This is a genomic window from Flavobacterium amniphilum (assembly GCF_023634845.1).
GTDB lineage: Bacteria > Bacteroidota > Bacteroidia > Flavobacteriales > Flavobacteriaceae > Flavobacterium > Flavobacterium amniphilum.
This window is the reverse complement of the sequence record NZ_JAMLJL010000018.1, coordinates 1-26958: the sequence shown is the minus strand read 5'-3', so window position 1 is coordinate 26958 and position 26958 is coordinate 1. Positions and strand designations below refer to the sequence as shown.

Genomic DNA, 26958 nt, shown 5'->3' with positions numbered 1-26958 from the left:
TCCGGTTTAGGAGCTTTTTTTATTGCTTTTTCCAGATAATCCCATCCAAAACATAATGTGTAAACTGCGGAACCATCAACAAAGGCACTACTAAAATTTGCCATTCTTCCAACCAACTTACAGTTGAAAAAACCGAAATGTTCTCATTCCACACAAATATTTCCCATAAAAACTCTTCAAGCACGGCCAAAAGCAAAAAGACAAAAAGAAAAACCATCAATCCGCCTATCGTCGAAAGCTTTGGCAAAAACTTCAAATGATTTTCTGTCCTTTGATTAAAGTACATCAAAGCAATATATGGAATACCATGGGAAACCACATTGAGCAATGTAAAAACCAAATCATTATTAAAGTAAACAATCCCGAAATACCAGGAAAGATAAGTTCCTAAAATCAGGAGATACTTAGGCAAGTTAAACTGATTGTATTTTACAAACCTAAACAGCACATATAATACATACGCAGTTATCACCAAAAAATAACCGAAAGTCAATCCGTCAACAATAGTTTCACTCGGAAATCCAAGAAATTCATTTTCAACAAACCATGTGAAATTCCGTTTTGGACTGAAAAACCAAAACAACATTGGATAAACAGTAGCATTGTAAATCGCTAAATTATCAATCCATTTTTTAACCTGAGGCTCATTCCTGGCATACAACCGCATAAACCCATACTGCTGCCTGATAAAATGAAAAACGGCAACATATGCCAGAACCGACCAGAAAACCTGATATCCTAAAGCATACAGAAAAAGACTGACACCAAAACAAAACAACGGAACATACAACAACTTTTTTTGATAGTATTTTCTGCCGCTTTCACTGAAATACGTTTTATAAAGTGTTGCATAAACATGGGCCACATCAATAAAAACAATCAGGATTAACCAAGTTAAAAAAGAATAATTCTCCTGCCAAAACTGAATTTTGTCCTGAAACAACAAAACAAACCCCAACACCAAAAACGGCGGAGATATAATAAATACCAAATCAAAGCCAGCCTTATGAATCCAAAACTTCTTCATTTAATACTCTGTTAGCCACTGCAATTCCCTGATGAAAAGCCTCTTCAAAAATAGAAATTCCCGATAAATCAGTGTGTGCAAAAAAAACGTTATTATTTAGACTTTCCTGAGCATTGATTTTAGCTTTTCCAAACATAAAACCAACTCCGGGGCTCACCATCCCGTGTCCAATTTTATAAACCTCAACCGATTTAATACAGGAAGCGATATCCGGGTGGGCAATTGAAAGATCTTCTATAATCTTTTTTTCAAAATCATGCTGACTCATTTTGTACAGCAACTTTCTGCTCTTTGCTGTATCTCCGGAAGAAAAACTGTAATAATAAGTAATTACTTTCATCATTACTTCCTGCCCTAAAGATTGATGCTGGTTATACACATACCCTAATCCTTCGGATTTGTAAATTACATTATCCCAGCTCAATGGATGATTATCCGGATTAAAATTATAATCCAATGTAATTGTTGCTGTAAACCAAGGTGCATATTGGAATCCTTTCCCAAATTTCCCACGGCCCGTAAACAAATAACCATTGACATATTGCGGGGTGGCACAAATAACTTTTTTGGCTACATATTTAATTGTTTTATTTTGGATTTCATCAAAACACAAAACTTCAACAGTATTATTTACATGCTTGACATCAAAAGCGATTTGTTGCTTCTTAATTTTTTCTTTGAACGATTCTGACAGATGCTTAACCAATCTGCCATTACCTTCCGGCCATGTCAATACAACATCTTTTTGGTAGACTTGATTTTTCCTTGCGGTAAAATAAAAAATCCCAGCCCATGCCGAAACTGTTTCTATTCCAAAACCAAAATCATCCCGGCAACAATAATTAACATATTCAAACAACTCCTCACTTTGAAAAGATTGATCCAACATCCATTTTTTCATAGTTATTGAGTCAAGATAACGATACTTTGCATCATCGGAACATTGTCGCAACGGGATATCAAAAAAATACTTTCCGTCAGAACCTTTCTCACCTCTTATCACTTCCATCAATTTAAAGAAATGCTCTGTCTCTTTAGCTGATTCTACACTGTTTCCGTACTTTGGAACCAATCCTTCCTGCCAGGCATTCCGAATAAAAAGCCTTTCTTGTGGCTGGAAACAAAGTTGCTCTTCATCAAAGACCGGCAAATCATTTTCAAAATGTGTAATTACACCTGATTCCTTCAGAAAAGAAATAAGTTCAACATCATCAGGATTAGGTAAAGGAAGATAATGCGCTGCCAGTGGAAATTTCGAAAGTTTATTTTCACCATGCGCTGAATTTCCGCCAATCTTTTTCTCCAGTTCCAGAATAAAAAAGTCTTGAAATCCTTTTTTAACAAGTTGTCGGGCAGCTGATAAACCGGTAACTCCCCCGCCTATAATAAGTACCGGAACATTTACTGTTTCGGAAGGTTTGGGAAAATCTTTAGTCCAAAGCCGGTGTCCTAAAATGTGGTTCGCTCCTGTTACTTTAAAAATCCATTTTAAAACTTCATTTTTACACGCAGTAATGACAGTTGGAACCAATGCAAATACCGCTAAAACCGATAACGATTTTAAAAAAGTCCTTCTAGTGAAAGAATTATAACTTACCCCATTCTTCATCAAAATAACGAACTAAAACCTGATTATCCAATCGATTAACTTCAACATCCTTTACTATCATATCTTTCGAAAAATGATTTAATTTGGAAAATTTATGACCATAAAATCTTAGTCCGTCCACTTTTCTTCTGACGTGATTAAAATCCAATGTTAAATCATTGGAAGCAATCGAATATCCCCATTCTCCAAAAGAAGGCACATAGACATGGTAAGCATCTTTTTTCACAAAACTCTGCCCAATGGTTTTATTGATACACCAAAATGATTTTGGCGCAAAATAAGGCGAAGTGGTTTGAACCACTACCACAGCATCAGGATTTAACACATCCTGTAATCTTTCATAAAATTTTTGGGAATATAATTTCCCCAAACTATAATTAGACGGATCCGGAAAATCAACAATCACAACATCGAACTTTTTGCGGGTCTGTTTTAACCATAAAAACGCATCCTGATTAAACACTTTTACTTTCGGATCAGAAAAAGAATTTTTGTTGAAATTTTTCAAAATTGGATTTACGGTAAACATCGAAGTCATTTTTTCATCAAGATCAACAAGAGTGATGGAATCTACTTCCTTATACTTTAAAATTTCCCTTATTGCAAGACCGTCACCTCCACCCAAAACCAAAACTTTATTCACCGATGGAGCACATTCCATTACCGGATGAACCAATGCTTCGTGGTAACGGTATTCATCAGTGGAACAAAACTGAAGATTATTATTGAGATACAATTTATAATCATTTTTAGTATGCGTCAACACGATTCGCTGATAGGGTGTTGTATGTGTAAAAACAATATTTTCACCATATAGTTTTTCTTCGGAATAAGACAAAATACGGTCAGAAAAAACAAATACCATGAGCAAAATTATGAAACATAAAATCGATTTGGCTTTAAGCAAAAAAGGCTTCTTAATTTCATTTGCCAACACAAAAGAAAGCACAATAGCGATCCCCATGTTAATCATCCCGAAAAACAGAGAGGTTTTCATCACTCCCAATTGAGGTATAAGCACCAACGGAAATAAAACCGATGCCAGTAAAGCACCTATATAGTCAAAAGTAAACACATTGGAAACCAAATCACTGAAAGCTACCCTGTCTTTGAGTATATTCATTAAGAGCGGAATTTCCAAACCAACCAGACAACCGGTAATAAAAACCAATAAATACAATACAAACTGAAAATAGTCAACCTTTTCAAAAAGAACAAAAAGAATGACTGAACTCAAACCCCCAATGACACCAACAAGAATCTCAATTTCAATAAATGTATTAAGTTGGTTTGATTTGATAAATTTTGAAAAATAAGAACCTATCCCCATTGAGAACAAGTAAACTCCTATTATAAATGAAAACTGTTTCACCGAATCACCTAAAAGATAACTCGCTAATGTTCCTGCAACAAGTTCATAAATCAAGCCACAGGTGGCAATGATAAAAACAGCAAATAAGAGCAAGTATTCAAAATTGAGTTTTTTTTTACCCATGAATAGCCGCACTGATAATTAAGGAAATTCCAATTATTAAAGCTCCGAAAACAATCGCCAGGGCAATATTTTTATTTTGCACTATTTCTTTCCAGGTGTTTTCAGGTGTTATTTTTTCGATTAAGACGTATCCTAAAATCAAAATGATTATTCCTATAGCTGAAAACACAACTGAATTGATGATTGGGTGTAAGTTTAAGTATTCCATAGTATGCTTATTTAATTTATTTATGATAGAATCTGTTCACGTGTGATCTGCCGTTTCTGGAAGATGGTTCGTTATATTTTTCGGTACTCTGGCAATCACATATCCTGTTTCCTGAATAGGAAAAATACAAGAAAAGAGTATAGGCACAAACACCTAACAACAGTGCCCATTTATTTTTAACTATAAATTCTTTAATTTCCATGTCGCTATATATTATTCATCTTCTCCATAATCATATTTCGAATATTCGCTGTCTATCCAACGCATCTTTTCAAAATGGTACTCCCAAATAAGAAGCGCTATAATCAATACAACTAAAATCACTATACAAACACCGAAATTCCAACTGGATGCTGATGCCCACTCAGCTTTTACATTTATACCCGGATTCTCAATATCTGTATCCTGATGGGAAGGAGTAATGACCAAATGGTATTTCCCGGGACCAACCCCACAAATATTGAAATCATTGCTTTGGCTTCCTTCTGTCCAGCTCTCTCCATCGGTATAACCATGATAATATTCAAGATCCTTCTCGGCAAAACGTTCTTCATTCGTAATTTCATTGACCAATGAAACCCCTGTATAAGCCCATGAATTATTCACATTGGAATTCAAAGTGATTTTAAGTGGAGCCGAACCTCCTTTCAATTCAAAAGAAGGCGAAACAAATTCTTTTGAAACATAATCTGAAAACACCAGATAATCATCCAAAACCAAAAAATCTGTTCTTTCTTCATTGAGCAACATATGTGTTCCCAAGATAGCCAATATGGAAATCAAAAAGATAATAACAGTATGGTATAAATCAAAGTAAAAAGGCTGAACAAGTCCTTTTCCCGATTGAATTGGCAAATGATTATAATTAAATATTTTTTTTACCTGAGATTTTGAAATATGCTCACCTTTATAGACTGTGGTTACTGAATCAACAACCTCTCTTGATAAAATAAATGGTGGTTTTATATACTCCAGCGCCCTGACATTTACTGTTGGTATTGAAATATCAAAAAAACCATAAGCTCCTACTATCTGTGATATTGTATACCCATAAATATCATAGTTTATACCATCGAATAGTACTGACAAAGGTTTTTCTTCAATCGAAATTTCTGAAGATACATCTTTCAAAAGAATCCAATGTCCATCTGCTTCAGACAAGTAAAGATATTCACCGTATTTTGACTTAAGCGTATATTCCCTCATGTAAAAAAACGAGTCGGTTATTTTTTTGACCAAAACACCGATTATTTCGTATTCGGCGCCGTCAAAATTTCCTTTCAGACCAACAGGTAATAAGGGATATGCAGGCTCATACTGGTACTTATTCTTAAAATCCAAAACACCGTCTTTGACAGAAAACAATGATTTACAGTCAGAACATCCAAAACTGGTGATTTCATAAGAAACACTGATCGCAGTAACTTTATTACATTTTGGGCAGGTAAATGAATGCATACTATCGTTCAACTTCAATTAATTTAACAATATCTCCTTCAAAATAACAGGTAATATCCCTGGCAATCTGTTTGACTTTTTCGGTATTATCCCGTGAATAATTACACAAATAGATATCCGCTGTCAGACGGCTAATTTCCGGCCAGGTATGTATGCATAAATGTGATTCCATCAAGCACAAAGCCGATGTAAAACTTTCATTTTCAAAAACATGAAATGACTCCCCTACCTTATCAAGGTTATATTTTTCAAGTAATTCATGGGCAAAAACATTAAATCCATCAAAGTTTTTAAGTTTTTCCTGTGATTGAGTCTCTAAAGTCAGCAGAATGTGTAATCCCAGTAAATTCTGTTCAGATTGCATTTTGTAGTATTTATAATCCTTATACGGATCATTCTGCAAAAAGTTACAATTAACTTTCCGGGGCCAGTTCGACTTCCAGTCCGTCTATATCCGGCGTAATATGAATCTGGCAACCCAAACGGCTGTTCTCTTTTACATTAAAGGCCTCCCAAAGCATTGCTTCTTCATCCTGTCCCATTTCCGGAAGTTCAACATTATTCAAAACATAGCATTGACACGAAGCGCACATTGCCATTCCTCCACAAATACCGATAGTCCCTTCAGGAGCAAGTTCATAAGCCCTTACCAATTCCATAATATTCATGTTCATGTCTGTTGGAGCTTTCACTTCATGAATCACTCCTTCACGGTCAGTTATCTTTATGGTAATGTCCATACTATTTTTTTTAGCAAAAGTATCAATTATTGAACAAAAAGAGTATATTTGGAAAACTTTTTGGGGGATTAGCTCATTTGGCTAGAGCGCTACGCTGGCAGCGTAGAGGCGACCGGTTCGAATCCGGTATTCTCCACAAAAGCCCTGGTATACATATTGGCTTAAAATTAACAGAACCGTTTTGATTTGTTATTTTTTACAACCCAATAATTGTTTTTAAATAAAAATAGTATATTTGGCTTCGTTCTGGGGGATTAGCTCAGCTGGCTAGAGCGCCTGCCTTGCACGCAGGAGGTCATCGGTTCGACTCCGATATTCTCCACAAATTAACCAAAAACCAAAAACCAAGAAAAACGCCTCTCGCTTTGCAGAGGCGTTTTTTAATAGCCCCTAATCTAAAATTAAAATGAAATCGAAAGTAGCCTTTTCTGCTTTATTCCTACTGTTTGCTAATTATTTCTCCTTCGCACAAGACAAAATCATCACCCAACTTCCTGATTCAACAAGTTATTGGAAAAAGAACAATAAAATTGGCTTTGACATCAGTGAAACGGCTTTCTTAAATTGGAATGCAGGAGGAAACAACTCTATTTCCGGATTACTCAAAGGAAATTTTACCCGAACTTACGACTATAAAAATCTAAAATGGCACAATGAATTAATTGTTCGTTACGGTGTAAACAAACAAGACGGTGTGAGGCTTCGGAAAACAGATGATGCATTGGTATTCAATTCTACGTTTGGATTCAGAAAAGACACTGTTTCGAATTGGTTTTATTCGGCTAAACTGAATTTCAATACACAATTCACAGATGGTTTTGCCTATCCTGATACCGAAACAGCCATTTCGAAATTTTTCGCGCCCGCTTATATCTTTCTGGGCGTTGGTACCGAATATATCAACAAAGAAGCCAAATTAAAATTATACTTATCTCCTTTAACCCAAAAAACAACTTTAGTTTTAAACCAACGTTTAGCTAATGAAGGAGCTTATGGTGTAAAAAAAGCAGTTTATGATGAATTTGGTAATCTGATTTCAAAAGGACACAAATCAAGAACAGAATTAGGATTTTTGATTACTGCGCAGCATAAAGATGAAATTTTCAGGAACATGTTTTTGGAAAACCGTTTATCACTTTATTCTGATTACTTAAAAAATTTCGGAAATATCGATATAAACTGGCAATTGCAACTCGATTTAGTTGTCAATGAATATGTAAGCGCAAACATTGGAACCCATTTAATTTATGATGACGACATTAAAGCCAAGGAAGAAGTAAACGGCGAGCAGGTTACTGTAGGTCCGAAAATACAGCTCAAACAAATTTTAGGTGTTGGTTTAACCTATACCTTTAAATAAAAAATGCCCCTTATCGGGGCATTTTTATTATTCTGCATTAAGTTTGTTTGCGGGCTAGTTTTCTGTCACGCAACCAATATTTAGTTCTCTTAACAAGGTAGAACATAACCGGCACGATAACTAAAGTTAATACCGTAGCATATGTCAAACCGAAGATGATTGTCCATGCCAATGGTCCCCAGAAGATAACGTTATCACCACCCATATATAAATGAGGGTTGAAATCTGTGATCAATCCGAAGAAGTCAAAGTTCAATCCGATTGCCAACGGAATTAATCCCAATACAGCTGTCAAAGCCGTTAATAATACCGGGCGTAAACGTGATTTACCTGATTCGATGATCACTTCTTTGATTTGGTCTAATGTCAAATCATCATGCGATCTCAAATTATTATCCGCTACTTTTTTATCCATCAACAAGACAAAGAAGTCCATCAATACAATACCGTTTTTCACCACAACCCCGGCCAGTGAAATGATTCCCATCATAGTCATCAATACGATGAAATCCATTTGTGCTATCACATAACCATAGAAAACACCACTGAAACTCAGCAATACGGTAAACATAATTACCAATGTTTTAGAAACCGAGTTAAACTGCAGTACGATAATCGTCGTGATTCCTGCCAAAGCCAAGAACAATGCGAAGAATAAGAAACTTTGGTTTTTACCTTGTTCTTCCTGTACACCTGAGAATGAATATGTAATATCACCTGCCAAATCATAATCTTTTAATTCGGACTGGATTGTTTCAGTGATTTCATTTCCGTTGTAATCAGTCAATACGTTTGAATAAATCGTCATGATACGTTTATAATCCTTACGCTTGATTTGATTGTAAGTTTTGGTTTTTTCAGTCGTCGCAACAGCCGAAATTGGCACCTGCATGATTTGTCCATTATTCGGATTACGGTAAGTCAGCGGCTGGTTGAACAACACATTTTCATTTTTGCGTTGGTCTTCCTGTAAGCGCATCACAATATTGTAATCGTCATTTCCTTCTTTATAAGTAGAAATCTCCTGTCCGTACACCGCACGTCTTAACGTAAAACCTGCCATTCCCGTTGAAGCCCCTAAACTTCCCGCATTAGCGCGGTCAATTTTCACTTCTAATTCAGGACTTTCCTTATTGATATCCACTTTTAGTTTTTCAATACCCGGAATGTTTTTAGTATTCAAGAAAGCAATCATTTTATCTGCTTCTTTCAACATTAAATTATAATCGGTTCCGGTTAACTGAATACTGATCGGGTAACCGGCCGGCGGTCCAGCAGCGTCTTTTTCAACGGTAACCGAAGCACCCGGAATTGCTTTGATTTTAGAACGTACCTCTTCCATCACATCTTCGGTATTCACACCTCTTCTGAATTTGAATTCAGCAAAATTTACGGTCACCTTTCCTTTATGAGGTGTTTCCGACTGTGATCCTAAATCAACCTGAGGATTGGTAGCACCCACACCTACTTGGGCCACAATTGACTCTGCCAGGTAATTTTTATTCGTTTTTGTATCTATATACTTATCAAGCACACTGATTACCTGCTTCTCAATAAACTGGGTTGCTTTGTTCGTTTTTTCAATATCGGTTCCTTCCGGATACTCAATGTACGCAATTACCTGATTTGGAATATTATTCGGGAAGAACAATGTTTTTCTTGGGAATATTCCCAACAATAGGAATGATAAAAACATCATTGAAACGATAAGTATGAAAGCTCTCCACGCTGACTTTCCATTCAAGATACGGGCTAACATCCGCTTATATTTCTCCTCCATTCTTGGAAAGAAATCATGTTGGAAATCCTGTGTCCATTGGAACAACTTAGCGTGGTACAACCACATCAATCCAATTGAAATCAAGGCCAAATGCCCAATTCCGCGCATTAATTTGGAATCCATTAAATTACCTGGAATTACAAACAACAACCCAATAATAAGAAATATAATTGTGTTCTTTTTAGCAGACGCTCTTGAAATATTTCTGTCCATCGTATCCATCGAACCTCCCGTCATGGCAGCATTTACAACCATCGCCACAAACAATGACGCTCCTAGTGTTACCGACAATGTCATTGGGAAATACATCATGAATTTACCCATCGTACCGGGCCATAAAGCAAACGGTAAGAAAGCCATCAACGTAGTTGCCGTTGAAGAAATAACCGGCCAGGCGATTTCACCAATACCGATTTTTGACGCTTCAATACGCGGCATTCCTTTCTGCATATTGGCAAATACGTTATCGACGACCACAATACCGTCATCCACAAGCATTCCCAGCCCCATAACCAAACCAAACAACACCATCGTATTCATGGTTACTCCGATTGCTGACAATAATGTGAATGCAATGAAAATCGACAACGGAATAGCCGCTCCTACGAATAATGAGTTACGTAATCCCATGGTAAACATCAATACGATCATTACCAAAACAACCCCGAAGATGATATGGTTAGATAACTCGTCCACCTGATGCTCTACACGTGACGACTGATCGTTAGTCATGGTAATATTCAGGTCTTTCGGTAAAACTTTTTCCTGCGCTTTTTTCACGACTTCTTTAACCTGTTCGATGGCAGAAATCATGTTTTGTCCTGAACGCTTTTTCACGTTCAGCATCACAACTTCATCACCTCTTTCACGGGCATAGGTTGTTTTTTCCTTTTCCTTAAATCTGATTGTGGCGATATCTTTCAGGTATACCGAACCACCGTACGATTTTACAATTATATTATTAAGTTCATCAGGATTTGAAATTTCACCCACAATACGGATGTTGTTTCTTGAACCCTGTGCAATAAGGTTACCTCCCGAAAGCGTCATGTTTTCATATTGAACCGCACTGGCAATGTCATCAAAACTTACCTGTGCTGCATTCATTTTATAGACATCGATGGCAATTTCAACTTCTTTGTCATCAACCCCTAAAACGTCAACTGCTTTAACTTCTGAAATATCTTCAATTTCGTCTTCAAGGTATTCTCCATATTTTTTTAACTGTTGTGCTGTATAATTTCCTTTCAGATTGATATTCAGAATCGGAACTTCCTCAGCGATATTTACGTTAAAAACACTTGGTTCAACTTTACTTCCGTTGTCCAGGTTTGGCCAATCGGTATCAGCTTTGGACAAATCAACTTTATCCTTAATTTTAGCTTTTGCCTCTTCGACAGGAATATCATCATCAAATTCGGCGATGATCATTCCGTAATCCTGATACGAACTTGATGTTACTTTTTGAATACCGCTGATATTCTTAATATTATCTTCCAGCGGTTTTGTGATTAGTTTTTCAACATCTTCCGCTGAGTTACCAGGGAAAATAGATGAAACATATATTTTATTCTCAATAATTTCGGGGAAATCCTCACGGGGCATTGTAACATAGGCATAAATACCGGTAATTACAATGATAAAGGTGAGAATATAAACGGTAACCCTATTGTCTACCGCCCAACTGGATATCCCAAATTCTTTACTTTGATGAGCCATGTTTTGTTAGTTTTAGTTGATAAAGAAAAAGGTTAGTCTCATTTATGTATAAGATTTGGGACCAACAAAATTCTTAGAAAATGAAATTGTACTAACCTCTTCTTTTTCTTTATGCTTAAAATGTTAATTTCATTCCTTCGGAAACTGTATTTGCACCTTCAGACACAACCACTTCTCCTTTGTTTATTCCTGATAAGATTTCAGTAAAGTTATTAGACGACTGTCCTAATTTAACCATTACTTTCTTAGCTGTTCCGGTGTTTCCGCTTGCATTGTTTACCACATAGACAAATTTGTTTCCTTCAGCATCCTGTTGGATAATACTTGCCGGTACTACTATTGCAGATTTATTAGTGTAATCCACAATTTTAAGTTTAGCAACCTGATTTGGTCTTAACAAACTTTCCGGATTTGGAACACTAACCTCAATACCGAAGCTTCTGTTAGCCGGATTGATACTTTTTCCTACCTGACGGATTTTACCTTGGTATGTTTTTCCTACCGAAGTAATGTCAGCCTGAACCGGAGTTCCAACTTTTACTTTACCTACATAGGTTTCCGGTACTTGCGTACTTACATACATGCTGCTCAGGTTTACGATACGCATCAAACCTTGAGGATTAGCCGATACAATTTGCCCTCTTTCTACAAATACCTCATCAATAACTCCTGTGAAAGGCGCTCTGATTACCGTTTTCTCTAATTGTGCTTTCATTTGCGCAACCGATTTCTGCAAGCTCACCATTTGGGTTTGTGCCTGTAAGTACTGGATTTCAGAACCAATTTTCTGATCCCACAATCTTTTTTGTCTTTCGAAAGTAGTTTTCGCTAATTCGTACTGCGTTTGGATACTGGCCAATTGCTGGCTCATTCCTCCGTCATCCACTCGGCCTAGAATTTGTCCTTTTCCAACACTTTGTCCGGCTTTCACATTCAAAGTCACTAAAGCTCCCGGTACTTCCGGCTGGATCAAGATGTTTTCTTTTGTATCAACGTTACCCTGAATTTCAAGATAATGATTGAATACGGTGTCTTTCACAGTCATTACTTCCACTAAAGCTTCATCGGTTTTCTTTTCAAGGGAAGCCAAAGCTTCGTCAATTTTTGCCAAATCAGCCTGTAATGCAGTTCGCTTGTTCTTTAATTCGTTTATATTTTTAGTTTCGATGAGCGTATCAACCGAGGTTCCGTTTTCTTTGCTTCCGCAAGCAAAAAGGACTATAGAAACTAAAGAAAGTAAGATTACTTTTTTCATTTTTAATATGTTAAGTTAGTTTTTATTGATAATTTTCTCCAAGGCAGCTCTTTTGTTGATGATATCGACCATCGCCTGCAAATAATCTTGCTGAGCTGTATATAATTGACGTTGTGCTTCTGTGAATTCAAAACTGGTCGACAAACCTTCTTTAAATTTAACCTGTTGTTTACCTTCGATACGTTCTGAAAGATTCAATGTGCTTTTAGCCGAATTGTATTGTGCAACACTGTATTCATAGTCACTTTTTGCCTTTTGGTATTGCAGTTTCAGTGTTTGTTCAGTTTCCAATACTTTGGTTTTAGCCTGTTCGAAAGCAATTTTAGCCTGCTGTGTTCTCGAACTACGACCGAATGAACTGAAGATTGGAACATTCAATGCTATACCTGCATTCGAATAATTGTACCATTTCTGATCAGCAGAAACCAAATCGCCAAAACGACTTGAAAAAGTATTATATCCGAAGTTTACCTGTGCTCCCAATGATGGTAACGCTTTACTTCTTTCCAATTTCAACAATAATCTTTTTGATTCTTCCACATTTTTCTCAATCTGGTAATCGATATTGTTTTCCACTGAAAAAGTTTCGCCCAATAAAGCCATATCAATGTTTTGTGTGGTCAGATTATCCAATTTATCGGTTAACGTAATCTCTTCGTTCAATTCGATTCCCATCAACAATTTCAGCATATTTGTTGCAATCGCTCTCATACGGGTTGCATAATCCAATGTACTGTTTACGGAAGCCAAAGTGATTTGGATACGTTCAACCGCTTCTTCTTCCAAAAAACCGTTTTTGTAGGTTTCACCTGTTTCTCTCAATGTTTTCTCCAAGATGGCTTTATTACGCTCAACAATTTTGATGCTTTCTTCCGCTAATAACACATTACCATAAGCATTGGTTGTCAGTTCAGTGATTTCCTGACTGGTTTTCTTCTGTGCGTTTTGCGAAATCTTCAGGTACGTTCTGGCCGATTCCAAACCTACCAGATAAGATCCGTCAAAAATCAATTGACTTAAGCTCAAACCAGCATCTGCTGAGTTATAATCTCCTAGAGTCAATATTGCCGGACGACCTTCTACAGTAATCAGGTTTGATGCAATTTTAAAACTGTTCTGGTAATTCAATTTACCATTAATTTGCGGCAAACCCATTGTTGTGGTTTCCCATTTTTTTTGTTTAGCAGCTTCTATATCACGACTGGCGTTAATTGAAGTATAATTATTTTTCACTGCGTACTCAATAGCCTGCTTCAGACTAAACGTATAATCCTGTTTAGCTTCAGTACTATTGACCTTATCCTGCGCATTGACTTGCACAAAATAGATTAGATTCAATAATATAAATATTCTTCTCATTTAGTTATTATGGTTTATTTGTAATTGTTTTTCAAGTTCTTCAATTCCTTTTGGCGTGGCAATGGCACGTGTATGGTATTCCAAAGCCAATAATTCCAAAGCCTGGCTGTCTTTTTCCAAAGCTGTTGTTTCGTTGATATTCAGGATAAGCGTATAATAAAACCGGACTGCCGTTTCAATATCCAGTTCTTTTCTGTAATAACCCTGCGCTATTCCTTTTTCAATATTCTGACGGAACAACTGATCACAAGATTCATTTTCCTTACAGATTACTTTTTCATATATTTCAGGATAATGCTTTTTCAACTGAAATAAAGGAGTCGAATCTGCCGAACTGAAAAGATCATCAAACATTCTTCTGATGGCAAAATTTTCCTCAACCGCATTCAGGTCTTTGGCAACAATTCCTTCTAAAACTTCATGTATTTTATTATGGGTCAATTCAGTAGCTTCTTCAACAAGCATTTCTTTATTTGCATAATACTTGTAAATCGTTTTTTTAGAAATACCCATTTGGTTTGCAATATCATCCATGGTGATGCTCTTAAAACCATGTTTTAAAAACATATCAGTCGCCTTTTCAATAATCTTACATTTCATATTCTCACTTTACTGGAAACTAATGATTTAAAATCCAAATTCGGTGCAAATATAGAAAGGAAACTTTTAACACTAAAATAGTTTCCTGAGTTTTTACATTTTTTTAACATTTAAGTAAATATCCCCAAACATAGCTGTTGGTGAGTCCTGCAAAAAGACTATTTTTGTACAGTTAAATATTTCATTTTTAAAGTTTCAAAAGCAAAATGCATCCAATTTCATATTATCAGGACATTATTTCGAATCATTTTTCAGCGTTGTCTATTTCCAAAGAACCTAATAATTTATACGAGCCTATCCGTTATATTTTGTCTTTGGGCGGAAAAAGAATGCGTCCGGTTCTGACTTTAATGGCTTCAGAAATATTTAACGCAGAATATCAAAAAGCGTTGGCAGCAGCCACAGCCGTAGAGGTATTTCATAATTTCTCCCTTATCCATGATGATATAATGGATGATGCTCCGCTGAGAAGAGGAAATGAAACCGTTCATGAAAAATGGAACATTAATACCGGAATATTATCGGGTGATGCCATGTTGATTTTGGCTTATCAGTATTTCGAACAATATGAACCAAAAATTTTCCGGGAATTAGCCAAACTTTTCAGCAAGACAGCATTGGAAGTCTGCGAGGGTCAACAATATGATGTGGATTTTGAAACCCGTGACGATGTAACAATTCCTGAATACCTGAAGATGATTGAATATAAAACCGCCGTTTTAGTTGGCGCCGCGATGAAAATGGGAGCAATTGTTGCAGAAACTTCGGAAGAAAATGCCAACTTAATTTATGATTTTGGTTTGAATTTAGGAATTGCATTTCAGTTACAGGATGATTATTTAGATGCATTTGGCGATCCGGAAACATTTGGAAAACAAGTTGGCGGTGATATCATCGAGAATAAAAAAACCTATCTGTATTTAAAAGCAAAAGACTTTGCTGAAAACGACAAAAAAGAGCAATTACTGCATTTATTTTCAATACAACCTACAGACAATACAGACAAGATTAAATCTGTGAAAGAAATTTTCAATACAACAGGAGCCAGCCAGGCAACACAGGAAGCCATCAAATCCTATACCTACAAAGCTTTTGCAACGTTAGATAAAATGCAAATTGATCAGGAGAAAAAAGAAATCCTGAAAGCATTTGGTGAAAACCTGATGAGCAGAAACGTTTAATTCAACCCAAATCCATCAATATGTATATTGCGCCACAAAATACCGATTTATTACTTTCTGAAGCACAGAAAGAAGCATTATATATTAAGTTGGTGGAACAAATCAATAAAGATTTTACGTTTGCCAATGAAAGCGTTGATTTTCCGGCATCAATATCTCCGATTGATTTAAAATTAAAATTACACGACAAAGTTTACAACTTAATCCAGCATAAGTTTGCCGAATATTTAAACTTACTTTACATCATTGATGTTTCGGAAGATCAGGTAAAAAAGCTTGACGGTTCAGACTTAGTAGAACTAGCTGAACAGGTTTCTTTTCTAATCTTAAAAAGAGAATGGCAAAAAGTATGGTTCAGGAACCGATACTAATTTTTCTTGGCTATATCTTTACTGGCAAGAATCATCGCTGATTTGAATCTAAGATCCGGTGTTTTCTTTAAATCTGCATCTATAAATAAAGCTGACGCCTCAACATCGTTGTTTTCAATAAACAATTCCTCTTTTTTATAATTTTGCGCAATAAAAGTAGTATAAGCATTATTTTCACCCACAAAATTACCTTCGGTACAGTTATTAAAAAGAATATTTTCAAATTTAAAAGGCTCAAGGTTAACAAGATTTCCTTTAATCTGATCATCAAAAACGATTCCGATTCTATAACCTGAAATAATACTGTTTTTTAAACTCAGACTCGATCTTTCTTTTATAAAAACCGTTTCATTTGAAATACTTTGAACTTCGTTGTTATCATTAATAAATGTCATGTAATTAGCCTCAACATAAGTTGGTTTTTTGCTTAAATCAACTTCGGTTGCTGATTCGTAAGATTCAATTTCAAGACTTCTTGATCCTTCAGGACTTGAAATGAAAGAACTTCTGATGGCAAGACTGTTATTGATATAGCACTGAACTCCTTCCGTAAAATCAAAATCATCATCAATCGCTTTGAAAGAAATCAATTTATCAACATTCACATTACCGCCGTAAAACTCGAATGAATCATCACCTGAAAAACTCACCTGAACATTGCTCAACAGTGTATTTTTTCCAACACCGGCCAATGACAAACCGTTCAGACATTTTTTATGTTTTCCTTTCTTTCCGGCAAATTCAATTCTTACATATTTCAATACACCCGAATCTGAATCCACATTTTCACCACCATAACTACTATAATTTGCTTCAAGTGAAAACTCCAGCTGTTTGGAAAATTTATTGGTAGGCGCATCACCCATAATGATCAAACCTCCCCAATCGCCGGCTTTTCTTTCAGACGATGGCTTATTCGAAGTGAAAACGATAGGATTAGCTTCATCTCCGATCGCAACAATTTTTGACCCTTTTGAAATGACCAATAAACCGTCTGTTTCCGAATCACCTCTGATTACTGTTCCCGGTTCAATAAATAATGTTGCGCCGTTTGTGACATAAACCACACCGGTAAGCAAGTAAATCTGGCTGTTTTTTAAAACTGTGTTTTGCGAGATTACACCCGTAAGCAATGTATTACTTTCCCTGTACTCTGTACTTTTAGGTTTGAAATTGGTCCAGGTACGCAACCAATTAGTATCGCCATAAATTCCTTTAACATCCTGAGCCGAAGAATTGGCTACATTCAGAACAAACAGAAGTAGAATTAAGTTTCTCATATGATTCGATTTAGTTGTTGGGCAGTAAAATCTTGCAATTTCTATATAAAGGTAGAATGCCCTATAAGAAAAATTTTATGGTTAAACCATAAAAAAAGTTAAACTTTTGAAAATCAATTGTTTTAAAAACAAAAAGAGGATTATCCATCCTCTTTTCAACCAAAAAAACCAATCAAATTTTTTCTAATACTGGAAAACCACTTTCCCAAATTTATCATTACTTAAATTGTACGTTTTAGAAATAAAATCTGAAATTTTATCATTGTCGGTAAATACCGAATCGATGAACATTTTATTTGTTTCATAATTCTGCAAACCGTTTACCAAATCATCGGTTGTGCCGAGACAGTTACCTATTAAACTTATATTACGCATCATTAATTTCGCAATAAGAAGAGAAAGGTTCGCCGGTTTTACCTCTCTCATTTTTTCAGAAGACTGATTGAATATCCCACAAGTCAGGTATCTTGAACTCATGTTCATTTTATCAACCAGATATTCCAGATACGTATCCGAAAAGGCATCAAAAACCACATCAAAAAGAATATCCTTCGGAATGTTATTTTCTTTAATCGAGTAAATCTCTTTTATAAAAGGGAAATGCTCTTTTATTTTTTCGGTATTCTTCCCTGAGAAAGACAAACCGTATACATTACATCCTTTTTCCCAAAGTGCATTCAGAATAAAAAATGATGTATTTGACGTTACAGAAGTGACCAATACATTTTCCCCTTCTTTAATTCCGGCACGTCTGATCATCGAATTAGCGGTTTGCACACCTATGCTCAATGTTCCGGCTTCAGTCTTTGAAATGAATTCCGGCACTTTAACCAATTTTCCGAAATGATACACTTCATATTCTTTACTGGCATGATTGGATGGAATTCCCGGCATGGCACCATTTTCAAAATCCGGGTAAAAACCATTTCCAATCACCAAATCCCCTTCAGAAAGATTCTTCACATTTTTACCGACAGCTTCAACAACGCCTGCAAAATCAGACCCAATGGGATAAAACGAATCTCCTTCAACTTCCTGTAATCTTCTCCAGGCGTTTTCAATAATCCCTAAATCCCTGTAATTAAGTGAAAAACTTGATTTTTTAACTAATACAAGATTAGCATACTGATCTGCATCGCTGTCAAATTCGGGTTGTACACCTTCAATCAGGGCCAATGGGATTTGAAGCGCATCAATTTGGATTAAATGTTTTTTATCTTCTTCAATTTTATCAAACAAAGAAGGTGTAACTACTGATAATGCTCTCATAATTAATTAGTTTATCAATTCCATTTTAGTGTCTGCCGCTTCAACTCCTGCTTCATTCATGTGAAGTTTTTTACTGTAATATTTATACAGGTAATCATAAACCACCATTTCGTGTATTCTGTGTTTCGTCAGGAATATACGGTTACACACCATGTGGACATAGCTCAATATGATTTGGTACAAAGGCGCCGGGAATTTATTTTCCTTATCCAATTCTTTCAAAACAGCCACTACGTCTTGGTTAGCCACTGATCTTTCCTGAAGAATTTCCCATAACGGTTCATACATTTCTTCAACATTACCGGCATCAAGGAAACAATCGATTTCATACTCATGCTTGGCAAAATTTTCATTGATTTGCTTGTTCAGTTTTCCGCCGCGGTTAAATTCTTTTCCGAAGCCTGTTTTAGCAATATTCATGACTTTAACTTTGTCTTCTAATGCGATACCGAAATCATTCAGCAAATGATCCATGGAAAGCAATGCAAACAGCCATCTGATTTTTTCTCCCAAGTCACCTTCAATCATGTCAGCGAATTTCAGTGTACATTCACTATCATTGTAAAACAAAGACTCAGTCGTTTCAATTGCCTCGTAACCATAGCGTTGCAACTCTCTCAAATAACTGTCTGTTTGTGTTTTCCAAACGATTTTAGTGTTTTCAAAAGGACTGATGTGCTCTTTAATGATTCTGATTGATTCGTTGAATTTGGTCAGGTCTTTTAACAACACCCTGAACCTGATGTGATGTCCAAGTGCATCATAATATCGGATAAAGAACCATTTATCAATCAATCCTTTTTCTTTCAATTCGGCAACAATAGGATTAATTCCTTTATTCAGCAATTCTTCTCCGGCTCTTTCACCGCAGTAAAACTTATAGTACAACCATTTTTCACCAATTGAGAAAGATTCCTGGACGCCGCTCAATTCTTCTTTCGAAACAAACTTTACCTGTTGTTTCTCTTCTCTCTTCTCGACATTTTTGTGGGCCGAAACCACAATTTCGTTGCAATATGTATTGGTGATGGTATCTTCTTCGAAGAAAAACTCTTTCAACTGTAAAAACCGTTCACCTTTCATCATGTAATAAAACACCTTACAACTTAAATCATTTTCAAAATTAATCAGCACTTCGTTATCACCTTGGGCGATGTAAACCAGATTTGGTATTTCACGCTCTTTTTGGAATTCACGTGCAGCTTTAACCGCATCTTTTTCATCATTTGAAAGAATGGCATTGATATCTGTCTGACTGATATTCCATGTTGCTCTGCTCAAAACAGCGTCTTTATACGTTAAGCGCGGCAGGAATGTAAAATCATTTTGTAAAGCCCCCCAACTGAAACCGAATCCCATTGTAGTTTGATTTTGCAGGTCACAAAGGAAATGATAGATTGGCAAAGCATTTGAACTGTAATTGTGTGCATTACTCAATCTCGGAATTACTTCTTTCCCCAAACGCTTTGAACGCAAAACAATTCTTCCTGATTTAACAGACACATATAAATCATCAATAAGAATTTGGTTTTCAGACGGAACAGATGAGCCTCCCAAATACGGAATTTCATATTCGCGCTGGAAATTTCTGTACAGAATGTTTCCGGTTCTGGCTTGTGGCAAGTGAACGATTTCGGCAACAACCGCATCTGCATTCAATTGACTTTCTACATTTGAAATTTCATTACAAAGATCAAGGATGCGTTGATCCAAGTGGGCAAACCTTCCAATTAACCCATTCGCCGAAGGTCCGGAAACCGATTTGATGTTGATCTTTTCTTTTCCTTCTTCGTGAAAAATATTTACGAATGCTGAAAAGCTATCCGGATACAAAGTCTCATCTTCCTCAAACTTATTGATTTCCTCATCGGTTAAATCGACACTTTTCAGATTATTGGCAGTAGAATGGATCAATTTTTTCAGTAGGAAACTTTTCTTTGCATCAAGGCTGATTTGTTTTTCTGTTGCATATTTTGGTGCAATGGCCAATTCATCAACCAATGGTGCTTTTGCCCCGGATTGCTTTCCGTAACCAATTCCAATGTCCGGATCCAAAACCTTAACCAAAGGCTGTTCGTACTCTTCATAACGCTCCTGGAATTTCTTTTTAAAATCTTTCAGGTTAGGGTTTTCCGAATTTGAATTCAGTTTATTCAATGCTGATATGGCCGGTCTCAAGGCTTTCAGGGTTTTAAAGCTCAGTGTTCCTTCATTGATCTTTCTGCTGGAATCTACCTGAAATAATTTGGTAATATCAACATTACTGATTTGCTCGTTAACTAGCTCATGAATGTCATTATATAACGAAGCATCATTAACACCATTTCTATCAAGATCATTTATTTTAGTTTTTAAGTTGGTAATTAAATCTTTTATAACTTCTGCCTCATAAAAAGCAAATCGCTCTTCAGAGAATATTTTCAACACTTTTTCGAAGTAATCTTCACCTGTTACCGTAAATTCCAATTCGCTTACAACAAACTGGCTTTCAATCAATGTATCGATAAATGACACAGCGTCTTCCAGTGAAATATCATCACAAACCAATACTGATGCCAATTCGCTTATTGAAGCTCCGTTTTTAGCCTTCTCAAAAACCAGATCAAGATATTCGGTAAACTCTACCTCGGAAATTTTATGGAATCTTACATTATCCTTGAAATAATATTCAACATATCTGAATTTATCAAATACTCTGTACATCGAATTATTTGAAAAATATTTCAGCGCTTTTTTTACCGATTCGTTTTTAGTAAATATCGGAACCAGATGGCCCAAAAAGTACATATCATACTTGGTTACCCTGCCTAATTCGCTGTTTTTTACATCAAGATTTGTTTCCCCGCTCATCGTAACCGGAGCTACAGTGGCAAACATTCCAAATGGAGTACTTCGGTTTGACAGTCTTGATGCATATTTGTATAAAGATCCCTGAAGGTTTTTCAAATCCTCTTCTTCCTGGAACATTTCCCCTCTTTCCCAGGCAACAAAAGCTTTATAGATATTAGGCGAACCTAAGAACAGTGCTTCACGGTTTTCTTTTTTGGAAAAAATCTCAAGAATTCTTTCCCAGGTAAGATTAGTTTGCTTCTCCTCAATTGGAGTTCTTACAATAGCAGTCTTTGTAAAAGAGTAGTTTTTCATTTTGTTAAATTTTTTTATTAAACAGCTATATTATTCCACATTTTATAGTAATAGTTTTTATTTTCCATTAAGGTGTCGTGCGAACCACTTTCGACCACTTCCCCTTTTTTGAAAGCATAAATCACATCGGCGTTTTTAATGGATTGTAGTTTATGTGCAATCACGATAATGGTTTTCCCTTGTTTTGATAAATCTTCAACCAATTGCTTGATTACCATTTCAGATTCAGAGTCAAGTGCTGAAGTTGCTTCATCAAGAATCAAAACATCCGGATCTTTATATAATGCCCTTGCAAAAGCTATACGTTGTCTTTCCCCTCCGGACAGATTAGCTCCAAATTCCCCAAGATAAGTACCAAATCCGTTAGGCAATGCTTCAATAAATTCGTAAGCCCCAACTTTTTTACTGGCATCGATGATTCTGGCCATATCCGGCTCGGCTTCACCAATTGCGATGTTAAAGGCGATTGTTCCGTCGAAAAGCTCGACATTTTGCGGTACCGTTGTAATCAATTTATTGATACTTTCTTTAGTGATATATTTTAAATCATAATCCCCAATCAATATTTTACCTTCAGACGGATGGTAAATGCTTTGGATCAAAGAGGCAATCGTACTTTTCCCACTTCCGCTTTCCCCTACAAATGCCGTGAAGCTTCCTTTTTTGATTTCCAGATTCAGATCTTTGAAAATATATCTTCCCAATTCATACGAGAAATCAATGTCCTTGAACTGAATATCTCCAAGTGAATTTGAAGTCAGATTAATTTTCGATTCCATTTCTTCCCTGTCTAAATCCATCACACCGAACAATCTTTCAGCAGCAATCATTGCATTCTGAATAGCCTGGTTTGTTCCGATAAGCTGTGAAGCCGGACCTGTGAAATACCCTATAATGGAATAGAAGGAAAACAATTCTCCCGGAGTGATTTCACCATCAATCGCATAATAAGTACCGGCCCAAAGTAAGATGATAGTAAACAATCTTGACACAAAATCGGTTGATGTTCTGGAAAAAATACCATTAATCCCTGATTTATAAACACTTCCCAATAAATCGATGAACTTCAATTCGGTTTTTGTCTTTGAAAAATCTTCCAGTGACAAACGTTTTACCGTTCCGATGTTTTTAATGGATTCGACCAATTGGGATTCCAGTAAAGCATTTTTCTCCATGATTTCCCTTTCTACCTTCTTGTTCAATTTATTTACAATGAAATAAATCGCGATGTAAAAAGGAATGATTAAAGACACGATTAATGCCAGTTTCCAATAATACGTAAACATCAGGATAAAAGAGAAAATTACAATCAAAATATTTACCGATACACTTAAAGCTGTTTCATTGATTAAAGTTCTGATTTTTACCGCATCGCCAATACGCGACATGATTTCCCCGATTCTCATCGTATCGAAAAACTTCTGTGGCATGGTAAACAAATGTTTGTAATACCCTAAAATCAACCTGGAATCAATTTGCTGGCTCGTTCTCAGAATAAAAACATCTTTCAGAACACTATAAACCACCTGAAGTATCAAACATGCAATCACAATTACACTCATCAGGTTAAGCAAACTCTTATTTCCGCTGACCAAAACAAAATCGGTAATTTTACCTACATATATCGAAACAGAGAAACCTAATACGGTATACAAAACAGCACCGATAATTGCCTGAACCAAAATAAATTTATGCGGTCTCAGCAAAAACGAGATTCTTTTGAAATTAGAAAACTTTTCATTTTTCTCGACGAAAATATCTTCATTAGGAATCAAAATCAAAGCAAAACCTGTAAAAATACTTTCAAATTCAGACCATTTCTTTTTCTCCATTTTTCCAATGGCCGGATCCATGATCTGTACATATTTATCGGTCACTTTATATATCACCACATAATGAGGAAACTCATGTCCGTCTTTAACAATCATTACATGGGCAATAGCCGGTAACGGTAAATCCTTTACTCCATCAAGAGACAGTTTAACCCCTTTAGCCAGGAAACCTAATTTAACCGAAGCTTCCCTCAAACCTAATAAAGTTGTCCCTTTTTGATTAGTATTGGCATACTGTCTGATTCTTGAAATAGGAAGACTCAGGTTATAGTATTCTGAAATAGAAGCCAGACAAGTTGCCCCGCAATCAGAAAAATCATGTTGTTTTATCGTTATCTTACTCATTTTTGTTGTTATATGGATTAAACCAATCTTCTACCTCATCAAATAACAGCTGGAACGCAGATCTTTTTGTCAGAAAAAAACGGCTCGTAAGTGTCATTCCCTTTTTTAATTTTCCTATGGAACCATTCTTCAGCATTAATTTATCTTTATCCAATGAACTTTTCACTTTATAAAAAGTCATATTGTTCATCACCAGGACATCCTTGCCTATTTCGATAATTTCACCCGTTCCAAATCCCCATTGGTTAGAGTTAAAGGCATCCACCTGATAAATTGCTTTTCCCTTTTCTTTTATGAACCCGATGTCAGCCGGATTAACAAATGTTTCAACAATTACGCTTTTATCGGGAGAAATTTCAATCACTAAATTACCTGGAGCAATTATACTCCCTTTATGAAATCCCTGCATGTTGACTAATTCACCATCAATGGGAGACGTAATGATATAGTTGTTTTCTTCTTCCTTCAACTGTTTTTGACTGGAATGTATATTTTGGTTTGTCTGGCTTAATTGTGTATATTCTTTCTGCCAGGCCAATTCGGTTTGTTTAATCAGATTAACCCTGTCGTTTTTGATTTTATTCAGCTCCAGAAGCATCTTCTCATATTCGGCTTTTGCAACTACATCTTTTTTGTAAAGCTGTTCTGTCCGGTCGAAATCATTTTGGGTCTTCTTAATGATCACATCCATATTATACAACTCCTGCTGATGCTTAAGAAGTTCTCTTTGGTAATGGTCTGACTTAACAGCTGAATAATTCTTACTGATCAGGTTTGACAAATCACTCAGGTATGAAGAATTTTCAGAACTTTGGATTGAATTCAGATTTTCTCTTTCTTTCAAAACATTGTGCTCAATAATCAGTAAAGTATCCCCTTTTTTTACTTTTCTGTTCTCTTCCACATTAAAATAGGCGATGCGTCCACTAACAGGTGCGTAGATATTTAATTTTTTATCTTGAGGTATAATAGTGCCACGGCTCGTTGTATAAATATCAATTTCAATAAACGGCAATGACACAAAAGCTGTTGCAACTGCAACAAAAGTAATCAGGAAAAGCAGCGAAGTTTTTTTACTGTGCTTTACGATATGATTTTCCACCGTACTGTTTAAAATCTCTTCTGGAAAAATGTTCTTATCTGTCATATTAATTTTTTGGATTATTAACAGGGCAAATGAACTTAATATTTAACGAACGGAAAAACTGGAGTAACCTAATTTTATAAAAAAAGCAATATTAAATAAATATTAATAGTTTGATTTACAGATGCATATAATGAAAAACAATAAAAAAGGGTTGCAATTATGCAACCCTTAATATCTCTGAAAAAATAGCTCAAAACTACGTTTGACCCATTCAAAATCCCGTAAAACAGTACATCACTAAGTGGACAAAAATAGCCCAAACTTACCTGTTAAAGGTTTAAAAACTGAATTTGGCAATTATCCAAAAATGATTAAGAATTTAAATCCTTCATCATTTTTGCACCAAACGCGATGGTAAAAAATCCTATTATAGGCATTAAGTTCGATAAATTATTTTTGAAAAAATAATAGTATACCACTAAAGCAGATCCGAAAACCAATAATAGAACAGCTATTGATAATTTTACAGTATTTCCCATTTTACATCATTTTTAATTTTATACATTCAAAAGAAATATATAGGCTACAGAATTGCAGCCTATATATTATTAACTATCCAAGAGTTAGTCAATGATCCAAGCTACGATTGAACCAACTACTGCACTTGCCAAAGCAGCACATGGAGCTGAAGAAGCTATAATAGTTGCCGGAGTAGCACCACCGTTTACATCGTACAATTGACTGTCATTTAATTCTGCAACAACTGCTTTATTGAAAGCAAGTTTGTTATTTACATTTTGTTTTTTCATTTTTCTTTTAGTTCTAATTTAGTTTGATTAGTCTTTTGTTAACTCTTTAGTAGCCATATATAATCCTACAGAAAGAGCAAATCCTTCTACAGCTGCCCAAACGATAACCGGAGTAGCTCCACCGTTTACATCTACCAATAAAGCGTCATTTAATTCTGTAACAGCAGCTTTATTGAAAGCCAACTTGTTGTTTACATTTTGTTTTTTCATTTTCTTATAGTTTTATTTATTTGATTATTAGTCTAAAGCCCAAGCCACCAATGATCCGATTACTGCACTTGCAAAAGCAGCACATGTAGCCGAAGATGCAACAGCCAATGCAATTGGAGTAGCTCCACCGTTTACATCGTATAAATCTGAATCGTTTAATTCTACTACAGCAGCTTTATTGAAAGCCAATTTTCCGTTTAAATTTTGCTTTTTCATCTTAATTAGTCTTTTAATAATTCTTTAGTAGCTAAATACAATCCAACAGAAAGAGCAAATCCTTCCACAGCAGCCCAAGAAATAACCAACGGAGTAGCTCCACCGTTTACGTCTACCAACATTGCGTCATTTAATTCTGTAACAGCAGCTTTATTGAAAGCCAACTTGTTGTTTACATTTTGTTTTTTCATTTTCTTATAGTTTTATTTATTGATTATTAGTCTAAAGCCCAAGCTACCAATGATCCGATTACTGCACTCGCAAAAGCAGCACATGTAGCCGAAGATGCAACAGCCAATGCAATTGGAGTAGCTCCACCGTTTACATCGTATAAATCTGAATCGTTTAATTCTACTACAGCAGCTTTATTGAAAGCCAATTTTCCGTTTAAATTTTGCTTTTTCATCTTAATTAGTCTTTTAATAATTCTTTAGTAGCTAAATACAATCCAACAGAAAGAGCAAATCCTTCCACAGCAGCCCAAGAAATAACCAACGGAGTAGCTCCACCGTTTACGTCTACCAACATTGCGTCATTTAATTCTGTAACAGCAGCTTTATTGAAAGCCAACTTGTTGTTTACATTTTGTTTTTTCATTTTCTTA

General features: G+C 35.7%; 27 protein-coding genes and 2 tRNA genes. 5 read left to right on the top strand and 24 right to left on the bottom strand.

The genetic code is table 11. The annotated features are described in order from the left end of the window. Window positions 1–19: 19 nt before the first annotated feature. The 8 genes from NAT51_RS16565 to NAT51_RS16530 are packed head-to-tail and all read right to left on the bottom strand — an operon-like array spanning window position 20 to window position 6537. Window positions 20–1027 carry a hypothetical protein gene (locus tag NAT51_RS16565; RefSeq protein ID WP_250600656.1) on the bottom strand — a complete coding sequence of 336 codons (1008 nt, stop codon included), beginning with the start codon at window positions 1025–1027 and terminating at the stop codon, window positions 20–22. After that, window positions 1005–2636, bottom strand: a complete 1632-nt coding sequence (locus NAT51_RS16560; RefSeq protein WP_250600654.1) for an FAD-dependent oxidoreductase — start codon at window positions 2634–2636, stop codon at window positions 1005–1007. The genes NAT51_RS16565 and NAT51_RS16560 overlap by 23 nt, the downstream gene beginning before the upstream one ends. Further along, window positions 2614–4131 (bottom strand): polyamine aminopropyltransferase, encoded by a 1518-nt coding sequence (locus NAT51_RS16555; RefSeq protein ID WP_250600652.1) that lies wholly within the window; start codon window positions 4129–4131, stop codon window positions 2614–2616. The genes NAT51_RS16560 and NAT51_RS16555 overlap by 23 nt, the downstream gene beginning before the upstream one ends. Then, window positions 4124–4339 carry a DUF350 domain-containing protein gene (locus NAT51_RS16550; protein WP_250600650.1) on the bottom strand — a complete coding sequence of 72 codons (216 nt, stop codon included), beginning with the start codon at window positions 4337–4339 and terminating at the stop codon, window positions 4124–4126. The genes NAT51_RS16555 and NAT51_RS16550 overlap by 8 nt, the downstream gene beginning before the upstream one ends. 16 nt (window positions 4340–4355) lie before the next feature. Beyond that, the gene (locus NAT51_RS16545) at window positions 4356–4541 is read right to left on the bottom strand and encodes a hypothetical protein (RefSeq protein ID WP_250600648.1); all 186 of its coding nucleotides are present in this window, start codon (window positions 4539–4541) and stop codon (window positions 4356–4358) included. Window positions 4542–4552: 11 nt separating this feature from the next. Continuing rightward, a complete protein-coding gene (locus NAT51_RS16540; protein ID WP_250600646.1) occupies window positions 4553–5797 on the bottom strand; it encodes a DUF4178 domain-containing protein in 1245 nt (414 codons plus the stop codon). A gap of 1 nt (window position 5798) precedes the next feature. After that, window positions 5799–6161, bottom strand: coding sequence for an S-adenosylmethionine decarboxylase family protein (locus tag NAT51_RS16535; RefSeq protein ID WP_250600644.1), 363 nt, complete (start codon window positions 6159–6161; stop codon window positions 5799–5801). A 49-nt stretch (window positions 6162–6210) separates the two neighbouring features. After that, on the bottom strand, window positions 6211–6537 hold the full coding sequence (locus tag NAT51_RS16530) for a 2Fe-2S iron-sulfur cluster-binding family protein (RefSeq protein WP_250600642.1): 327 nt from the start codon (window positions 6535–6537) through the stop codon (window positions 6211–6213). A gap of 62 nt (window positions 6538–6599) precedes the next feature. On the opposite strand from NAT51_RS16530, the gene NAT51_RS16525 reads away from it, so the two are divergent. From NAT51_RS16525 to NAT51_RS16515, 3 genes are all read left to right on the top strand, one after another. Further along, window positions 6600–6673, top strand: a tRNA-Ala gene (locus NAT51_RS16525). Between the two features lie 112 nt (window positions 6674–6785). After that, window positions 6786–6859, top strand: a tRNA-Ala gene (locus NAT51_RS16520). Between the two features lie 84 nt (window positions 6860–6943). Further along, window positions 6944–7897 carry a DUF3078 domain-containing protein gene (locus NAT51_RS16515; RefSeq protein WP_250600641.1) on the top strand — a complete coding sequence of 318 codons (954 nt, stop codon included), beginning with the start codon at window positions 6944–6946 and terminating at the stop codon, window positions 7895–7897. Window positions 7898–7934: 37 nt separating this feature from the next. Here the strand turns inward: NAT51_RS16515 and NAT51_RS16510 are convergent, their stop codons facing one another. The 4 genes from NAT51_RS16510 to NAT51_RS16495 form a co-directional block, all read right to left on the bottom strand. Then, window positions 7935–11396, bottom strand: coding sequence for an efflux RND transporter permease subunit (locus tag NAT51_RS16510; RefSeq protein WP_250600639.1), 3462 nt, complete (start codon window positions 11394–11396; stop codon window positions 7935–7937). A 115-nt stretch (window positions 11397–11511) separates the two neighbouring features. Further along, window positions 11512–12651 carry an efflux RND transporter periplasmic adaptor subunit gene (locus tag NAT51_RS16505; protein ID WP_250600637.1) on the bottom strand — a complete coding sequence of 380 codons (1140 nt, stop codon included), beginning with the start codon at window positions 12649–12651 and terminating at the stop codon, window positions 11512–11514. Between the two features lie 15 nt (window positions 12652–12666). After that, entirely contained in the window at window positions 12667–14010 is a 1344-nt protein-coding gene (locus tag NAT51_RS16500; protein ID WP_250600635.1) for a TolC family protein, read from the bottom strand. After that, a complete protein-coding gene (locus NAT51_RS16495) occupies window positions 14011–14610 on the bottom strand; it encodes a TetR/AcrR family transcriptional regulator (RefSeq protein WP_250600633.1) in 600 nt (199 codons plus the stop codon). A 206-nt stretch (window positions 14611–14816) separates the two neighbouring features. Here NAT51_RS16495 and NAT51_RS16490 point away from each other — a divergent pair, with 206 nt between their 5' ends. Continuing rightward, entirely contained in the window at window positions 14817–15791 is a 975-nt protein-coding gene (locus NAT51_RS16490; RefSeq protein WP_250600631.1) for a polyprenyl synthetase family protein, read from the top strand. A 20-nt stretch (window positions 15792–15811) separates the two neighbouring features. Beyond that, a complete protein-coding gene (locus tag NAT51_RS16485) occupies window positions 15812–16162 on the top strand; it encodes a hypothetical protein (RefSeq protein ID WP_250600629.1) in 351 nt (116 codons plus the stop codon). On the opposite strand, the gene NAT51_RS16480 is transcribed toward NAT51_RS16485, so the two are convergent. From NAT51_RS16480 to NAT51_RS16425, 12 genes are all read right to left on the bottom strand, one after another. Next, on the bottom strand, window positions 16159–17442 hold the full coding sequence (locus tag NAT51_RS16480; RefSeq protein ID WP_250600627.1) for a hypothetical protein: 1284 nt from the start codon (window positions 17440–17442) through the stop codon (window positions 16159–16161). The two genes, NAT51_RS16485 and NAT51_RS16480, sit on opposite strands and share 4 nt — an antisense overlap. A gap of 183 nt (window positions 17443–17625) precedes the next feature. Continuing rightward, window positions 17626–18711 carry an MDR/zinc-dependent alcohol dehydrogenase-like family protein gene (locus NAT51_RS16475; protein WP_250600625.1) on the bottom strand — a complete coding sequence of 362 codons (1086 nt, stop codon included), beginning with the start codon at window positions 18709–18711 and terminating at the stop codon, window positions 17626–17628. 6 nt (window positions 18712–18717) lie between these two features. After that, window positions 18718–21855 (bottom strand): lantibiotic dehydratase, encoded by a 3138-nt coding sequence (locus tag NAT51_RS16470; protein ID WP_250600623.1) that lies wholly within the window; start codon window positions 21853–21855, stop codon window positions 18718–18720. 17 nt (window positions 21856–21872) lie between these two features. Next, window positions 21873–24032, bottom strand: a complete 2160-nt coding sequence (locus tag NAT51_RS16465; protein WP_250600621.1) for a peptidase domain-containing ABC transporter — start codon at window positions 24030–24032, stop codon at window positions 21873–21875. Further along, window positions 24025–25179, bottom strand: a complete 1155-nt coding sequence (locus tag NAT51_RS16460; RefSeq protein WP_250600619.1) for an HlyD family secretion protein — start codon at window positions 25177–25179, stop codon at window positions 24025–24027. The genes NAT51_RS16465 and NAT51_RS16460 overlap by 8 nt, the downstream gene beginning before the upstream one ends. 311 nt (window positions 25180–25490) lie before the next feature. Beyond that, complete coding sequence (locus NAT51_RS16455; protein ID WP_250600617.1) at window positions 25491–25658, bottom strand: hypothetical protein; 168 nt, start codon at window positions 25656–25658, stop codon at window positions 25491–25493. An 84-nt stretch (window positions 25659–25742) separates the two neighbouring features. Next, complete coding sequence (locus NAT51_RS16450; protein ID WP_250600615.1) at window positions 25743–25928, bottom strand: class IIb bacteriocin, lactobin A/cerein 7B family; 186 nt, start codon at window positions 25926–25928, stop codon at window positions 25743–25745. A gap of 27 nt (window positions 25929–25955) precedes the next feature. Then, complete coding sequence (locus NAT51_RS16445) at window positions 25956–26138, bottom strand: class I lanthipeptide (RefSeq protein ID WP_250600613.1); 183 nt, start codon at window positions 26136–26138, stop codon at window positions 25956–25958. Between the two features lie 27 nt (window positions 26139–26165). Then, window positions 26166–26354 carry a class IIb bacteriocin, lactobin A/cerein 7B family gene (locus NAT51_RS16440; protein WP_250600609.1) on the bottom strand — a complete coding sequence of 63 codons (189 nt, stop codon included), beginning with the start codon at window positions 26352–26354 and terminating at the stop codon, window positions 26166–26168. A 5-nt stretch (window positions 26355–26359) separates the two neighbouring features. Further along, window positions 26360–26545 (bottom strand): class I lanthipeptide, encoded by a 186-nt coding sequence (locus NAT51_RS16435; RefSeq protein ID WP_250600611.1) that lies wholly within the window; start codon window positions 26543–26545, stop codon window positions 26360–26362. A 26-nt stretch (window positions 26546–26571) separates the two neighbouring features. Then, complete coding sequence (locus NAT51_RS16430) at window positions 26572–26760, bottom strand: class IIb bacteriocin, lactobin A/cerein 7B family (protein ID WP_250600609.1); 189 nt, start codon at window positions 26758–26760, stop codon at window positions 26572–26574. Window positions 26761–26765: 5 nt separating this feature from the next. Next, window positions 26766–26958 (bottom strand): class I lanthipeptide (locus NAT51_RS16425; RefSeq protein ID WP_250600607.1); only part of this gene is annotated, 193 nt, incomplete at its 5' end.

Bases quoted from the DNA above. Each gene is read 5' to 3' on its own strand.
- NAT51_RS16565 (WP_250600656.1), bottom strand. From the start codon at position 1,027: ATGAAGAAGTTTTGGATTCATAAGGCTGGCTTTGATTTGGTATTTATT.
- NAT51_RS16560 (WP_250600654.1), bottom strand. From the start codon at position 2,636: ATGAAGAATGGGGTAAGTTATAATTCTTTCACTAGAAGGACTTTTTTA.
- NAT51_RS16555 (WP_250600652.1), bottom strand. From the start codon at position 4,131: ATGGGTAAAAAAAAACTCAATTTTGAATACTTGCTCTTATTTGCTGTT.
- NAT51_RS16550 (WP_250600650.1), bottom strand. From the start codon at position 4,339: ATGGAATACTTAAACTTACACCCAATCATCAATTCAGTTGTGTTTTCA.
- NAT51_RS16545 (WP_250600648.1), bottom strand. From the start codon at position 4,541: ATGGAAATTAAAGAATTTATAGTTAAAAATAAATGGGCACTGTTGTTA.
- NAT51_RS16540 (WP_250600646.1), bottom strand. From the start codon at position 5,797: ATGCATTCATTTACCTGCCCAAAATGTAATAAAGTTACTGCGATCAGT.
- NAT51_RS16535 (WP_250600644.1), bottom strand. From the start codon at position 6,161: ATGCAATCTGAACAGAATTTACTGGGATTACACATTCTGCTGACTTTA.
- NAT51_RS16530 (WP_250600642.1), bottom strand. From the start codon at position 6,537: ATGGACATTACCATAAAGATAACTGACCGTGAAGGAGTGATTCATGAA.
- NAT51_RS16515 (WP_250600641.1), top strand. From the start codon at position 6,944: ATGAAATCGAAAGTAGCCTTTTCTGCTTTATTCCTACTGTTTGCTAAT.
- NAT51_RS16510 (WP_250600639.1), bottom strand. From the start codon at position 11,396: ATGGCTCATCAAAGTAAAGAATTTGGGATATCCAGTTGGGCGGTAGAC.
- NAT51_RS16505 (WP_250600637.1), bottom strand. From the start codon at position 12,651: ATGAAAAAAGTAATCTTACTTTCTTTAGTTTCTATAGTCCTTTTTGCT.
- NAT51_RS16500 (WP_250600635.1), bottom strand. From the start codon at position 14,010: ATGAGAAGAATATTTATATTATTGAATCTAATCTATTTTGTGCAAGTC.
- NAT51_RS16495 (WP_250600633.1), bottom strand. From the start codon at position 14,610: ATGAAATGTAAGATTATTGAAAAGGCGACTGATATGTTTTTAAAACAT.
- NAT51_RS16490 (WP_250600631.1), top strand. From the start codon at position 14,817: ATGCATCCAATTTCATATTATCAGGACATTATTTCGAATCATTTTTCA.
- NAT51_RS16485 (WP_250600629.1), top strand. From the start codon at position 15,812: ATGTATATTGCGCCACAAAATACCGATTTATTACTTTCTGAAGCACAG.
- NAT51_RS16480 (WP_250600627.1), bottom strand. From the start codon at position 17,442: ATGAGAAACTTAATTCTACTTCTGTTTGTTCTGAATGTAGCCAATTCT.
- NAT51_RS16475 (WP_250600625.1), bottom strand. From the start codon at position 18,711: ATGAGAGCATTATCAGTAGTTACACCTTCTTTGTTTGATAAAATTGAA.
- NAT51_RS16470 (WP_250600623.1), bottom strand. From the start codon at position 21,855: ATGAAAAACTACTCTTTTACAAAGACTGCTATTGTAAGAACTCCAATT.
- NAT51_RS16465 (WP_250600621.1), bottom strand. From the start codon at position 24,032: ATGAGTAAGATAACGATAAAACAACATGATTTTTCTGATTGCGGGGCA.
- NAT51_RS16460 (WP_250600619.1), bottom strand. From the start codon at position 25,179: ATGACAGATAAGAACATTTTTCCAGAAGAGATTTTAAACAGTACGGTG.
- NAT51_RS16455 (WP_250600617.1), bottom strand. From the start codon at position 25,658: ATGGGAAATACTGTAAAATTATCAATAGCTGTTCTATTATTGGTTTTC.
- NAT51_RS16450 (WP_250600615.1), bottom strand. From the start codon at position 25,928: ATGAAAAAACAAAATGTAAATAACAAACTTGCTTTCAATAAAGCAGTT.
- NAT51_RS16445 (WP_250600613.1), bottom strand. From the start codon at position 26,138: ATGAAAAAACAAAATGTAAACAACAAGTTGGCTTTCAATAAAGCTGCT.
- NAT51_RS16440 (WP_250600609.1), bottom strand. From the start codon at position 26,354: ATGAAAAAGCAAAATTTAAACGGAAAATTGGCTTTCAATAAAGCTGCT.
- NAT51_RS16435 (WP_250600611.1), bottom strand. From the start codon at position 26,545: ATGAAAAAACAAAATGTAAACAACAAGTTGGCTTTCAATAAAGCTGCT.
- NAT51_RS16430 (WP_250600609.1), bottom strand. From the start codon at position 26,760: ATGAAAAAGCAAAATTTAAACGGAAAATTGGCTTTCAATAAAGCTGCT.